9 protein-coding genes are annotated in these 13,132 nt (G+C 48.4%); 7 read left to right on the top strand and 2 right to left on the bottom strand.

The genetic code is table 11. The features are described from left to right. Positions 1 to 55: 55 nt before the first annotated feature. Together MET42_RS0113095 and MET42_RS0113100 are read right to left on the bottom strand one after the other, a co-directional pair. The gene (locus tag MET42_RS0113095) at positions 56 to 934 is read right to left on the bottom strand and encodes a quinoprotein dehydrogenase-associated putative ABC transporter substrate-binding protein (protein ID WP_019883531.1); all 879 of its coding nucleotides are present in this window, start codon (positions 932 to 934) and stop codon (positions 56 to 58) included. 245 nt (positions 935 to 1,179) lie between these two features. Then, a complete protein-coding gene (locus tag MET42_RS0113100; protein WP_019883532.1) occupies positions 1,180 to 3,045 on the bottom strand; it encodes a PQQ-dependent dehydrogenase, methanol/ethanol family in 1,866 nt (621 codons plus the stop codon). Between the two features lie 306 nt (positions 3,046 to 3,351). Here MET42_RS0113100 and pip point away from each other — a divergent pair, with 306 nt between their 5' ends. The 7 genes from pip (at position 3,352) to MET42_RS0113140 (ending at position 13,124) form a co-directional block, all read left to right on the top strand. Next, positions 3,352 to 4,302: a prolyl aminopeptidase gene (pip, locus tag MET42_RS0113105; RefSeq protein WP_019883533.1), complete on the top strand. Its 951-nt coding sequence runs from the start codon at positions 3,352 to 3,354 to the stop codon at positions 4,300 to 4,302. 27 nt (positions 4,303 to 4,329) lie between these two features. After that, positions 4,330 to 5,628: a YhjD/YihY/BrkB family envelope integrity protein gene (locus tag MET42_RS0113110; protein ID WP_232411589.1), complete on the top strand. Its 1,299-nt coding sequence runs from the start codon at positions 4,330 to 4,332 to the stop codon at positions 5,626 to 5,628. A 122-nt stretch (positions 5,629 to 5,750) separates the two neighbouring features. Beyond that, positions 5,751 to 7,256: a tetratricopeptide repeat protein gene (locus MET42_RS0113115; protein WP_019883535.1), complete on the top strand. Its 1,506-nt coding sequence runs from the start codon at positions 5,751 to 5,753 to the stop codon at positions 7,254 to 7,256. A 246-nt stretch (positions 7,257 to 7,502) separates the two neighbouring features. Beyond that, entirely contained in the window at positions 7,503 to 8,030 is a 528-nt protein-coding gene (locus tag MET42_RS0113125; RefSeq protein WP_019883538.1) for a YfiR family protein, read from the top strand. A gap of 7 nt (positions 8,031 to 8,037) precedes the next feature. Further along, entirely contained in the window at positions 8,038 to 10,113 is a 2,076-nt protein-coding gene (locus MET42_RS0113130; RefSeq protein ID WP_019883539.1) for an EAL domain-containing protein, read from the top strand. Positions 10,114 to 10,195: 82 nt separating this feature from the next. Continuing rightward, complete coding sequence (locus MET42_RS0113135) at positions 10,196 to 11,470, top strand: OmpP1/FadL family transporter (protein ID WP_019883540.1); 1,275 nt, start codon at positions 10,196 to 10,198, stop codon at positions 11,468 to 11,470. A 193-nt stretch (positions 11,471 to 11,663) separates the two neighbouring features. Continuing rightward, positions 11,664 to 13,124 (top strand): porin, encoded by a 1,461-nt coding sequence (locus MET42_RS0113140; protein ID WP_019883541.1) that lies wholly within the window; start codon positions 11,664 to 11,666, stop codon positions 13,122 to 13,124. Positions 13,125 to 13,132: the final 8 nt, after the last annotated feature.

Below are 13,132 nucleotides of genomic sequence, written 5' to 3' on the forward strand. Positions count from 1 at the left end.
TCTTTTACCTTGTCATTAGCAACTGCCTGTTTTTAAAACTTTTTCACTATGTGTGTTACTTTTTATACACACTGTCGCCTTCAACCACTGGCACCGTTGGAATACCGTAATCTTTCAGGATTGCATCGATCTTATCTTTGTTGCGCTCCAGAGCTTCGTTGATCATCTTGATGCGGTCTTTATCTTTCATGCGCACAGCCACAGAAATATTCCAGTACTCCTTACCTTTAAGGTTCACCTTGTTGTATTCAGGAATCAGGCGTACTTCTAAAGGCACTTTAGAATGCTTGGCAAAATAGCCAGCAATTGGGCCCCACATCACAGCAACATCAATATCACCTTTCACCAGATCATCAATAATGAAGCTGGTTGGCAAATTCAAATCACGCTGCAAGCGATAAGGGCGTGCATTGGTCATCAAATCGTAATCGTTCAAAGGAATCGTTGCCGGGCTTTTATCAACAATGCCAATAATGCCTTTTTTCAAATCCGGTGAATCCCAGTTGTTAATGTCATAGTTACTGTCTTTACGCCAAACGAACACATGGCCGGAACGATAGTAAGGTTTGGATGTTCTCAAACCATCAAAATCAGAGGTCATGCCGATAATCACATCACATCGCATGGCGTTGATCGTATTACGCAAGAAGCCCTGGCGATTATAGGCATATTGAAAGGTCAATTTTTTACCGAGATCATCTGCCAGTACTTTGGCGATCTTGTCTTCGAAGCCTTCCAGCTTGATATTGGAGTAAGGCATATTGTCCGGGTCTGAGCAGACTTTAAATTCGGACTCATCCGCGACACGGCGCACTTCACCTATACGGCCTTCGTCCGGATTCAGAGAGGGGATGTCAATCTCTTCAGCAAACACCACACTTTGTGTGGCAAACATCATCGCAAACGCACCCAGAATATTCCATGTAATTCTCATTTTGACTTCATCCTTTTTTGTGATTGTTTCCTGTCGTTTTTGGAGCCTGGCTTCGCTCAAAAGTTCTACCAATCAACGACAAAGTGAATCATCTTAGCGTGAATGCGTTTTCATTTGTAGCCAAAACACATTTAATTTTATTGCGATACTTTTGAATCATGATATTCATGAAAAAAAACACCCTGCCGAAGCAGGGTGTTAGAGGAGTCAACGTATTACTACGTGTAACTTAAGACAAGCTCAAATTACAGTGAGAAAACGTTCAGTGCACCGCCGCCAGGAGCAGCGTTGTACTTAGTCAACTCTTTGTAACCACCAGCAGCACCCAGTGCGTCTGTGTCGTTGGTCATACCCAAGTTCATCGCAACACCAGCCCAACCGCCGATACCGGACAGTACGCCAACGTATTGTTTACCCTTGTTGCCGTATGTGAATGCATTACCAATCACGCCGGAACCAACTTGGAATTTCCACAGTTCTTTACCGTTTTGTGCATCAACAGCTTTGAACCAACGATCCAAAGTACCGTAGAACACGATGTTAGAAGCTGTAGTCAGAGCACCGCCCCATGCAGAGAATTTCTCTTTGTTGTACCAAACTTTTTTGTTGGTCATTGGATCATAAGCGCCGAAGCCACCCATTACGCCATCAGGACCAGCAAACATAGTCAAAGTAGCACCAACCCATGGTTGACCAGCAACGTATTTAGACTCAACTGGCTCGTATGTCATACATACGTGGTTCAATGGTGTGTACACCAAACCAGTTTTTGGAGAGTAAGCAGCAGGCTGTTGGTCTTTAGTACCCAAAGCAGCTGGGCAAACACCCTTAGCGTTGTAGTCTTGGTGAGTAGAAGCAGTTGCCAATTTGTTTGGCACACCTGTTTTCAGGTCAACATCAGTTGCCCAGTTAACGAATGGGTGTACTTTTTCAGCTGCAACCAATGAACCGTTATGAGCGTTCCATGTGTAGATGAAACCGTTACGGTCATGGTGCCATGCGTAAGTTTTGCCACCTTTGTCGAACAGGATTACTTCGTTAATACCATCGTAGTCCCACTCATCGTGTGGAGTCATTTGCATGCCCCATTTAGCCACACCAGTGTCCAAATCACGAGCGAAAATTGTCATAGACCATTTGTTGTCGCCTGGACGTACATCTGGGTTCCATACGGATGGGTTACCAGTACCGTAGTAAACCAGGTTTGTACGTGCATCATATGGCCACCAGCCCCATACGGAACCGCCACCATGTTGCCAGCCGTCTTTAACAGCTTGTGGTTTCAACCAAGTACGTGTACCCAGTTCTTTTTCACCAATTTTCAGGCTGTCGTTAGCCAATTTTTTGAAAGAACCACCTTGCTTGTTACCGCCGTTTACATCTTCGTAAACTGACAGAGCATTGTAGGATGGGTTTTCTTTGTTGAAGTCAGCACCGATCAATACTTCGCTGTCTGGACCTGTAGAGAATGCTTTCCATGCCAGAGAGCCGTCTTTCAGGTTGTATGCAGCGATAAAGCAACGTACGCCGAACTCAGCACCTGAGCAACCGGTCAATACTTTGTCTTTGATCACGTGTGGAGCGTTAGTGTTAGTTGCACCAACTTTTGGATCAGTGTTCTTAACATCCCATACTTTAGCACCGGTTTTTGCATCTAAAGCAACCAACATACCGTCGTTTTGTTGCAGATAGATTTTGCCGTCGCCGTAGCCCAGACCACGAGAAACGTTGTCACAGCACAGAACTGCTTGAACGCTTGGGTCTTGTTTAGGGAAATAGGACCAAACGATTTTTTGATTGTCGTTCAGATCCAGAGCGTATACGTTGTTTGGGAAAGCTGTGTGAACGTACATCATGTTGCCCACAACCACTGGTGAACCTTCATGACCACGGTTTACACCAGTAGCGAATGTCCAAGCTGCTTTCAGGTTTTTAACGTTACCCTTGTTGATTTGTGCCAAGGCGCTGTAACCGTTGTTGTTGTGTTGACCACGTGGATGTGCCCAGTTGTTGGCATCTTTCAACGCGGCTTCTTGGTCAGCTGCTGCGAAAGCAACCAATGGCAATGCTGCTACCAGACCCAAGGCCAGTTTGATTTTGTTAACTTGCATATTGATCTCCAAAGTTAGAACTAAGGGTTTAATATTAAGTACACGTTAAATTCTGCCACCACTAGGATTGGCAAACCAAATCTCCCGCATACTTTTCACTCCAGAGACAAGGGAAAAACTCCTGAAACACCTTAGAATTTATCACTTGCCGCATGTGAGGATTGCAATATAGAACAATTTGTTTTCAATTGCAACAGTTTGGTTACAAATCGGTTACAAATATTTCGAAATATTTTTTGTTATTTTTAAGCAAGCTTGTCATAAAATAAATTACCATTAAAAATCATACAGTTAAGAAAATAATTTATGAGCACCCTCTATCTTTATCCTGAATGCCAGCCGTTTACAAATACCCATATTGCAGTCAGCCCGTTACATTCAATCTATATTGAACAATGCGGCAACCCGCATGGCGTACCCGTTATTTTTCTACATGGCGGCCCTGGCAGCGGCTGCAATCCAGGACAAAGACGCTTTTTTGACCCCGCGCATTACCACATCATTTTGTTTGATCAACGCGGATGTGGTCGCAGCCTGCCAGCTGGAGAGACCATAGACAATACGACGCAAGACCTGGTGACAGATATAGAGGCGATACGCCAGCACTTGAATATTGATCGCTGGCATGTCTTTGGAGGCTCATGGGGTAGCACGCTGGCATTAGCCTATGCAAACAGCCATCCTGACACAGCGATCAGCCTGACTTTGCGTGGCATTTTTTTGAGCAGGCAGCATGAGATAGCCTGGTTCCTAGGGCAAGTATCATTGTTTTTCCCTGAAGCCTGGCAGACGTTGCTGGCACCGGTGCCCGCCAGCCATCGGGAAAATGTCCTGGATTACTATGCCACACAGGTATTTGACGCTGACACTGCCATCAGCATTCCAGCAGCCATCCGCTGGAATGCGTTTGAATCCAGCATTATGAGCCTGATCCCTAAAGCGGATAGTACCGAAGTCAATGGCGCCGTCGAACTGGCGCGGGCACGGGTACAAATTCATTACATTCAACATTTATGCTTTGTCGATGGCGATCAAATGTTACAGGCAGCCGCGGAGCAACTGCGATCCATCCCAACAACCATTGTGCAAGGGCGTTATGACATGGTCTGCCCGCCACAAACTGCCTGGGAATTAAGCAAAGCACTGCCACACGCGACCTTGGTCATGGTGCCGGACGCCGGTCACTCAGCGATGGAGGCTGGTACATGCCAGGCTTTATTGAATGCGACGGAACAATACAAGCAACTCAGTTCCTAACAATCATCCCCAATGAAAGTGGAGTGTATGCCTGCGTTATGGACGACAGTACAAGCACAGTGGCGAGGGCTGAAGCAGCAATTATCAGCCTATAGCTACTGCACGCCGCTGTTTGTGATAAAAACAACCTGGCAGGGCGTTACCAAGCACAGGTTAATGGGGCTTTCTGCCGCCCTCTCCTTTTACGCCCTGTTCGCCCTGATTCCGCTGATCGTGCTGATTTTCTTTTTAATCAGCCACCTGGTGTATTCGTCTGATTACGCCATTGTGAAACTGGCCATTCTGACCAGCAATCTGCTGCCAGAATTCAGCCAGCGCATCATGATAGAAGTGTATGAAAATACGCGCACCAAAGCTGCCTGGGGCGCGGTTGGTTTTTTTGTGTTGCTGTGGACCATCACGCCACTGGCAACACATATGCGCGCCAGCTTTCACCTGATTGCCAGCCGCAATGACGTGCCCTCTTTCTGGCATAAGAAATTACGCGATGTCGTCGCCGTGCTGGGTGTATTACTCGTGTTCTTCCTGTTTACCGCCGCCGGCTTTGTGCTGGAGTCTATTATTGTTTTCCTGGCCAACCATCTGCCATCCGCATCGATCAATGTGGTCGGCTCACTACTATCGCTTACTTTAACCACTTTATTGATTGCAGGTTTTTACCACACCTTTTGCCCACTCAATGTGCACTGGCGCCACTTGCTGTTATCCGCCCTGCTCACCGCCACCTTGTGGATGCTGATGCGCCCGGCCTTTGGCTTGTTTTTAAGCGTGAACAAAAACTTTGGCGCCGTGTTCGGCAGCATGAAGGCCATGTTTGTCTCCATCAGCTGGCTTTATCTTAATTTTGCCGTGTTTCTAGTGGGCATAGAGTTAATGGTCACACTGAGGCAAAAAGACGTATTGCTACTGAAAGGCCTGTTTGAAGATATCCCCAACCAGCAACACTACTTGCAGGCGCTGATGGGCAAATACGGTAAAACCTATGCGCAAGGTAGTTATGTGCTGAAAGAGGGGGATACCAGCCATCACTACTATATGGTGGTCGATGGCAGCTTGCATTTGACGCAACAACACACTGACGGCAGTGAGAAAATACTGCGTATCTTGCAGTACGGTGATTTTTTTGGTGACATCGCCCTGTTCTCGGCACAACCCGTAACGGCTAGCGCGGTGGTCGCCTCGCCGGAAGCATCAGTGATTGAAATTTATGCCGACTGCATGGAGAACCTGTTGCAGGAAGACCCGCATATTGCTGTGCGCCTGCTAAAACAACTCTCCCATCATGCGCAGGTAAAGAACACATTTGTATCATCAAGCGCCGTATAAACAGCCCAGTGCCTGAATAAACAACATAGATCAGCCGCGTTTTGCGCTAAATCAAGTCACACAACCATTGCAGAATTGTAAGATGTGTTACAAAATTGTAACTATCTTTGGAATTTTGCACGATGGCCATCCCACTTTCGCAAGAAATCAATACGCTGATACAACAGTTGAATCACGGACAATTTATTGACGTCATTCAACGGGCACGCCCATTGGCGGCACAGCATCCGCGAGAGTTTGTCTTACACCACCTGCTGGCACTGGCGCTGGATCAGACTCAGCAGTACCCGGAGGCAGCAAGTGCATACGAAACAGCGTTGCAACTCAATCCGAAAGCCGCAGAACTGTGGTTTAACTATGCCATTGTACAAACCCAGCTTGATGCACTAGCCACCGCCGAACAGGCTTACCGCAAAGCCATTGCGCTGAATCCACAGTTTTTTGAAGCACATGGCAACCTGGGCACGGTGCTGCAAAAACAGGGCAAACTGGATGAGGCGATGGCCAGCTATCAGCAAGGATTGCGCATCCAGCCACAAGATGCGCGCGGCCATTTCAACCTTGGAACAGTACTGCGTGACAAAGGGCAATTGCCGGCAGCCGTGCAAAGTTATGAACGCGCCATCACATTATTCCCCAACTACACTGACGCCTATAACAACCTGGGCGAAACCTGGCGCGACCAGGGCGACATGACCAAAGCGGTGCAACATTACCAGCAGGCACTACAACGCAACCCTCAACACCCGGGTGCCAACTACAATATGGGCGAGTTTTTATACCTGGCCAAGCGATTTGAAGAGGCGATTCCGCACTTTCAGGCCTCGCAATTGGATGACTGGCAATCCAGGGTGCTTTACTGCTTATACCGTGCCGAGAAGTTCGAAGCGTTCAAGCAGTTACGCGATGACATTATTAAGCAAGGGCCACATACCGCACCATTTATTGCGACACTCTCCACACATTACAGCCTCAACCACGACCAGGCGGACCCTTACCAGTTTTGTCCGGATGGCTTGTCGTTTGTTTATCACCGCAGCCTGCCAGAACTGGCACCGGGCAGCCCGCTACTAGCAGAATTACTGGCCAATATTGCGCAGGCCGATATCGCCGAGCGTAAGCAAGCGCGCCTGACCAATGGCAAACAGTCTGCAGGCAATTTATTCAAGCGCCCTGAAGCGGCCTTCAGGGCGCTGGGCGAGTTGGTTAAACGTGAGTTCCGCCATTACCAGGCCCAATTCAGCCAGGCCGATTGTGCCCTGATCACCCACTTCCCAGAATCACTGGAATTCACCAGCTCCTGGTACGTCAACATGCAAAAAGGCGGCCATCTGGATGCCCATATTCATGAAATTGGCTGGCTCAGTGGCGCCGTTTATCTCGCTATGCCAGAGACGGAAGATCCGCAGGAAGGTGCTTTTGAGTATGGCACACATGGCGACCAATACCCGCAATTACATGACAATTTCCCAACGCGCTTTATCAAACCAGCCGTCGGCGATATTGTGTTATTTCCGTCATCGCTGTTTCACAGAACCATCCCCTTCCACGCCGAAGCAGAGCGCATTTGCGTGGCATTTGACTTGAAACCTGCCGCACACCTGCCAACCGCACGCAGCCAGTATTAAGCCAAGCGACAAATCCAAGGTTTTATCACAGCAACGATGCTGTGACTGGCTTATCAAACTGATACAGAATTTATCAAAATTGCTGATTGTAGATTCCATGGCGCAAGGTATGATACTTGATGAGGAATGGCTATTTAAACCGGCACAGAAGCAGGGGTTGCAACTGATGCAACCATCCGGAAAGATTGCGTTGCAATACACCTCATCGCGTGTCACCTCAACCAACTCTGATGGAGTCAGCTCAATATGATTTCAGTGCGCCGGACATGCTTATTACTCCCCTTGCTCGGCATGGGTGCCAGCGGCCTGTCCCAGGCGGGGGCTGAGCAAGTCCGCGAAACCAAGAGTGAATTACTGTTTAACCTGGCGCTACTGAGCCAAATGCCCAACCGCCAGCCGCAAGACACCTATGCGATTTGTGCATTTGAAGAAGATATCGGCCATTTGAAAGCCACCGCGCTGGAATCGCAGAAATTACAGAATTTGCAGATATTTTTGGTCACTGTAAAAGCACCAACCGACGTCAAGCGCTGCAATCTGTTATATATTCAAGACTATGGCTCACAAAAGCCGCTAGAATTACAACAAATCATTCAGAAAGAATCCGTATTGACCGTGGTGTATAACGGTAATAAATTTTCTGAGTATGGGCATGTAGAAATCAATGAGCAGGATAAGCATTACCAGTTCGCCTTGCATCTGACCTCGGCAAAACAGGCCGGCATTGTATTTGACACGCGACTGATGAAACTGGCGACCAATATCATTAATTAACTTGAGTATGTTAAGACTATTACCTCACCTCAAAATTGCACACAAACTGCTGCTCACCGAACTGGTGATGACCTTAAGTATGTTGCTGGTGTTTATTGTCTTTGCGTTTGGTAGCCATTACCACAGCCTGCGCTCCCACCTGATTCGCGATATCCTGGTGCAAATGAATGTGGTGGCAAACTCGATCGGCCCCGCCGTCATGTTTGGCGAGGTAAGCTCAGCCGCAAAAACACTAGAGCCACTCACAGACAACCAGAATATCCGCAGTGTCGTCATTCTTAACCAGCAACAAAAACCGCTGCAAAGCCTGCATCCACAGCACCCCCAAAGCCCGGCGGGCTGGCAATGGTTATATCCCTACTTTGGCGACATGGAAGTGACCACGCCGATTGTGGTCAATGAGAAAACTGTGGGCAGCTTGCATGCCACCATCAAACAAGAGCAAATTGTCGATGTATTAATTGGCTTTGCCTGGTCGAATGCCATTGCCGTACTGGCGGCGGCCTTGGTCGGCTGCCTGATTATGTGGCGATTGAACCGCAATATTGTGGACCCGATTCATGCACTGCAAAGCTTTGTCAGCAAGATCACACGCAACCACCATTACGACCAGCGCATCAAGGTGACCAGCGCCGATGAAATTGGCATGCTGAGCCATGATATTAACAATATGCTGGAAAGCATTCGCCAACGTGATGCGCAGTTACAAGCCGAGCTGGAACATCGCAAAGTTATCGAAGAAAAACTGCAGTTTTTAGCCCATTACGATAAAAATACCCAACTGCTGAACCGCCATGCATTTGAAGAAGCGATCACACGTAAAATCACTGCCACGCCAGATGACCGCAAACATATTTACCTGCTGCTGCTAGATCTGGATCGCTTCAAAATCGTCAATGATGCCTTTGGTCACAATACCGGCGACAAACTGCTGCAACAAGTGGCTCACAGGCTGCGCGGCAACATGTCGCAAGAAGACGCTATTTTCCGCCTGGGCGGTGACGAATTTGCCATATTGCTGGATGCGCCCGGACGCACGCTGATCGAGCAGGTTTGCAAACGCATTATCCAAACCATTTCTGCGCAGTTTATCGTCGACGACCATGAAATCCATATTGGTGTCAGCATCGGAATTGCGCTGTTACGGCCCGGTTTTGACTCGAAAACGGAAGTCATGAAAAATGCGGATGTGGCGCTTTATCAGGCCAAAGATGCCGGACGCAATACCTTCCGCTTTTACAGTGAATCTGATGAAGCCAACACCTCCGAGTTGCGCAACCTGCGCGAAGAGTTGCACTTCGCCCAGCAGAACCAGGAGCTGGAGCTGTATTACCAGCCGATCATCCACACACAGCTATTGAAAACCATCGGTTTTGAAGCACTGCTCAGATGGCGTCACCCGACCAAAGGCCTGCTGACGCCAGACCAGTTTATTCACCTGGCAGAAGGCTCCGGGCTCATCATCAGCATTGGCGCCTGGGTCATCCACCAGTCACTCAAACAACTGGCGATGTGGCAGGAAATGTTCGACCGTGACTTGTTCATGAACGTGAACATTTCCTCGCGCCAACTGGATGATGACAGTTTGTCAGACACCATCCGCCATGCGCTGGACTTTTACCATGTGTCACCACGCACGCTGAACCTGGAAATCACAGAGTCTATGGTGATGCGCAATATTGAGTCGGCCAAGCAAATTCTTTATTCACTCAAACAATTAGGCATAGGCATTGCCATCGACGACTTCGGCATCGGCCATTCGTCCATGAACTACCTCAAGCAATTGCCGGTCGATATCCTCAAAATTGACAAGCAGTTTACGGCGGGCATCCCGCAAGACAAAGTCGATATCGCCATTGTCGACGCCTTGGTCGCCCTGGCTGTCAGCCTTAATTTGAAAGTGGTTGCTGAAGGCGTAGAAAGCGCGATCCAGTTTGAATACCTGCAATACAAACTCTGCCACCATGTGCAGGGCTATTTATTTAGCGCCGCCTTGTCTGCCAGCCAAACCACGGCCTTCATGGCCGAGTTTCCGGAAAGTATTCCGAGCGTTTTTCGTAAAATTGCAGGGTCAGAAGTCTAAAAAATACAGGCATCGACAATCAAAAATAGTCGGATTTAGCCGTTATATAAAAATAAACAATAAAAAGCCATCAGGGAGATATATGCTACGTTTAAAACCATCTTACTTATTCATCGGCTTGCTATTCTCAGGCTACCAATTATCCAGCCAGGCTGCCGGCTTTGCGCTGTTTGAGCAAGGCGCGAGCGGCCTGGGCAACGCCTACGCCGGTGCTTCTGCCGTCGCCGAAGATGCGAGCACAATCTTCTTCAACCCGGCCGGGATGACTTATCTGGAAGGCCGCCAGATCGTCGGTGCCTTGCATGTGATCAAGACCAATGGTGACTTTGATGACAAGGCCAGTGAGCGCGCAGGTACGCGACCATTGGGTGGCGAGGGCGGTGAAATTGGCAGCCTGGCTGCCATTCCTAACTTTTACTATAAACAAGATATCAGCGATCAACTCAAAGTCGGCATTGGTGTAGGCACACCTTTTGGCTTAAAAACCGAATATGACAAAAACTGGCTGGGCCGTTTTCAGGCGATTAAATCAGAACTGAAAACGGTCAACATTAACCCATCATTAGCCTGGAAACTGAATGATCAGTGGTCATTTGGCTTTGGTGTCTCGGCCATGTGGGCACAGGCAGAACTCACCAGCGCAGTCAATTTAGGGGCGGCAGAGTCCTCGATTAACAACAAGGGCAAAGATTGGGGCTTCGGCTATAACTTGGGAGCGATTTATCAAGTCACGCCTGATACGCGATTAGGTCTGGCATTTCGCTCAAAAGTCGAGCAACACTTAAAAGGTGACGCACGCTCACCTTTTACAACGTTAAACGGCATTCCTGGCCGGACCCTGAATACAGATATCACTGCAGATTTGACCTTGCCAGAAACACTGTCTTTCAGCAGTTTTAGTCGCCTGGATGAGCGCTGGGATTTACTGGCGGATGTGACCTGGACCCGCTGGAGTCAATTTAAGACACTCACTATCATGCGTGATAATGGCTCCAACGCCATGCTGGGCTCTACCGAGGAGCATTGGAATAACACCTTACGCTATTCTGTAGGCGTCAACTATCGTTATACCGATACCTTAAAACTACGTACTGGTGTCGCCTATGATGAAGAGGCCATCGATAACAACCATAGAACCGCGCGCATTCCTGGCAATGACCGCATCTGGCTGTCTTTGGGTGCCAGCTGGCAATATAGTCCGCAGACTAAATTCGACGTGGGCTATGCGCATCTTTTCATTAAAGAAGCCAGAATTTACGATGACCAGCAAACACCTGCACCAGGTAAAGGTCTGATTGCTGGCAAATACGATGGCAGCGCGGACATTCTCAGCCTGCAACTCACACACCAGTTCTAAGCCCCTCCGGGCCTGGAAACTCCCTTATCCAGCCGTGATTGTTTATAGCATCACGGCTGGCTCGTATGACATCTTACAAGCGCATATTTCACCCTGTAAGTTTCGTGTAAGCCGCTTGTCATTTAAACTTCATCTATCAGATTGAAAATGCCTGTCTTGAAACCACCCGAAACATCGCTTTTTAGGATAGAAGATGACCATAGCGCACTTTTTCAAACTGGCATTACTGCCGCTGGCAATTAGCCAGGCATTCGCAGCCCAGGCAGACCAATCCAGCACGACTTCACAAGAATCCCCTTCTTTGGTGTCACGTTTTATGAACGAGGACAACCCGTTCCGCATCAATTTCGACTTGGGTGATCATCCTTCCTACTTTCAGGTCTACGGTCTGGTCGATATCGGCCTGACCCATATCAATCACTCTTTGCCAGAGAACTATGAGTTAGCGAATAACTTTTATCCTTATTCGGGCGCAAAAAAAACTGACAGAACAACCTCCAGAACCAACTGGGTGAATGGTGGCTGGCAAGGCTCACGTCTGGGCTTTAAAGGTGAAGTCGCCAAGCTGCAAGCATGGGATCATGACTTTAAATTTATCTACCAACTGGAAGCTGGCTTTAATACGCTGGATATGAAATTGCATGATGCAGCACAAACACTGGCAGACAACTCTGGTACCAATGCCAACTCCAGCGTCAGCGCGAACTCTTCCATGAACGGTGAATTATTTACCCGCCAAGCCTGGGCAGGGATTGATGCGGGCTCATGGGGTAAATTGACCTATGGTACGCAGTACAACCCGTTCTTTGAGATCACAGTGACCTATGATCCTAACGGTAAAGCCGACAGTTTTTCACCATTGGGTGAAAGCGGCACTGTCGGCGGTGGCGGTGGCGTGTCTGAAAACTCACGCATGAAAAACTCTCTCAAATATGCCAATACTTACGAGTTGGAGAGCCATGACAAAATCAACTATGCTGTCATCAACCAATTCGGTAACTCAGCAGGCACCTCGCACGGCAATGGCTATACCACTCAACTGGGCTACGAAAGCAGTGCATTCGGCGTGCAGTTGGCCTACGATAGATTCTTCGATTCAGTGAAGTCTGGGATTGCCGGAGCTGGCAATCCTTTGGCGAATGACACCATTGCGGTGTCGCTGTATAACACGCAAGCTGTATTGCTCACTGGTAAATGGTTACCAACGAAAGATTTGAAAATCATCGGTGGTGTGGAATGGTATCAATTACAACCATCATCCTCGCGCTCCATTGATTATCACTCTATCTATGATCAAACCGTCTTTGGCGGCGTGGCAAACTCTGCATTGAAACCAGGCTACAAGCAGGATAACTATGTGTATTACCTGGGTGCCAACTTTGACTTTGCGCAGCGGGTGCCTGCACTGGCTGGCCTAACAACGTCCATCGGCTATTACCTGACCAAGGCGGATGCTATTGACGGCCCTACCGTATCCACCAACTCGCAGGGTAAGATTGATACCTGGACGGCGATGCTGGACTATAAACTGAATAAGCGTTTCGATACTTATCTGGCTTATACCACCAACCATTTTTCGGGCGACAAATATCCAAGCGCCTCGAATTATACGAACGTGACCAGCTACGGTGCCGGTTTACGCATGAAGTTCTAAAGCGAATG

The organism is Methylophilus sp. 42, from assembly GCF_000384155.1.
Taxonomy (GTDB): Bacteria; Pseudomonadota; Gammaproteobacteria; order Burkholderiales; family Methylophilaceae; genus Methylophilus.

What these genes read in the sequence shown, in the direction of transcription:
- MET42_RS0113100 (WP_019883532.1), bottom strand. Translation starts at nt 3,045, where the DNA reads ATGCAAGTTAACAAAATCAAACTGGCCTTGGGTCTGGTAGCAGCATTG.
- MET42_RS0113125 (WP_019883538.1), top strand. Translation starts at nt 7,503, where the DNA reads ATGATTTCAGTGCGCCGGACATGCTTATTACTCCCCTTGCTCGGCATG.
- MET42_RS0113135 (WP_019883540.1), top strand. Translation starts at nt 10,196, where the DNA reads ATGCTACGTTTAAAACCATCTTACTTATTCATCGGCTTGCTATTCTCA.
- MET42_RS0113130 (WP_019883539.1), top strand. Translation starts at nt 8,038, where the DNA reads ATGTTAAGACTATTACCTCACCTCAAAATTGCACACAAACTGCTGCTC.
- MET42_RS0113095 (WP_019883531.1), bottom strand. Translation starts at nt 934, where the DNA reads ATGAGAATTACATGGAATATTCTGGGTGCGTTTGCGATGATGTTTGCC.
- MET42_RS0113110 (WP_232411589.1), top strand. Translation starts at nt 4,330, where the DNA reads ATGCCTGCGTTATGGACGACAGTACAAGCACAGTGGCGAGGGCTGAAG.
- MET42_RS0113115 (WP_019883535.1), top strand. Translation starts at nt 5,751, where the DNA reads ATGGCCATCCCACTTTCGCAAGAAATCAATACGCTGATACAACAGTTG.
- MET42_RS0113140 (WP_019883541.1), top strand. Translation starts at nt 11,664, where the DNA reads ATGACCATAGCGCACTTTTTCAAACTGGCATTACTGCCGCTGGCAATT.
- pip (WP_019883533.1), top strand. Translation starts at nt 3,352, where the DNA reads ATGAGCACCCTCTATCTTTATCCTGAATGCCAGCCGTTTACAAATACC.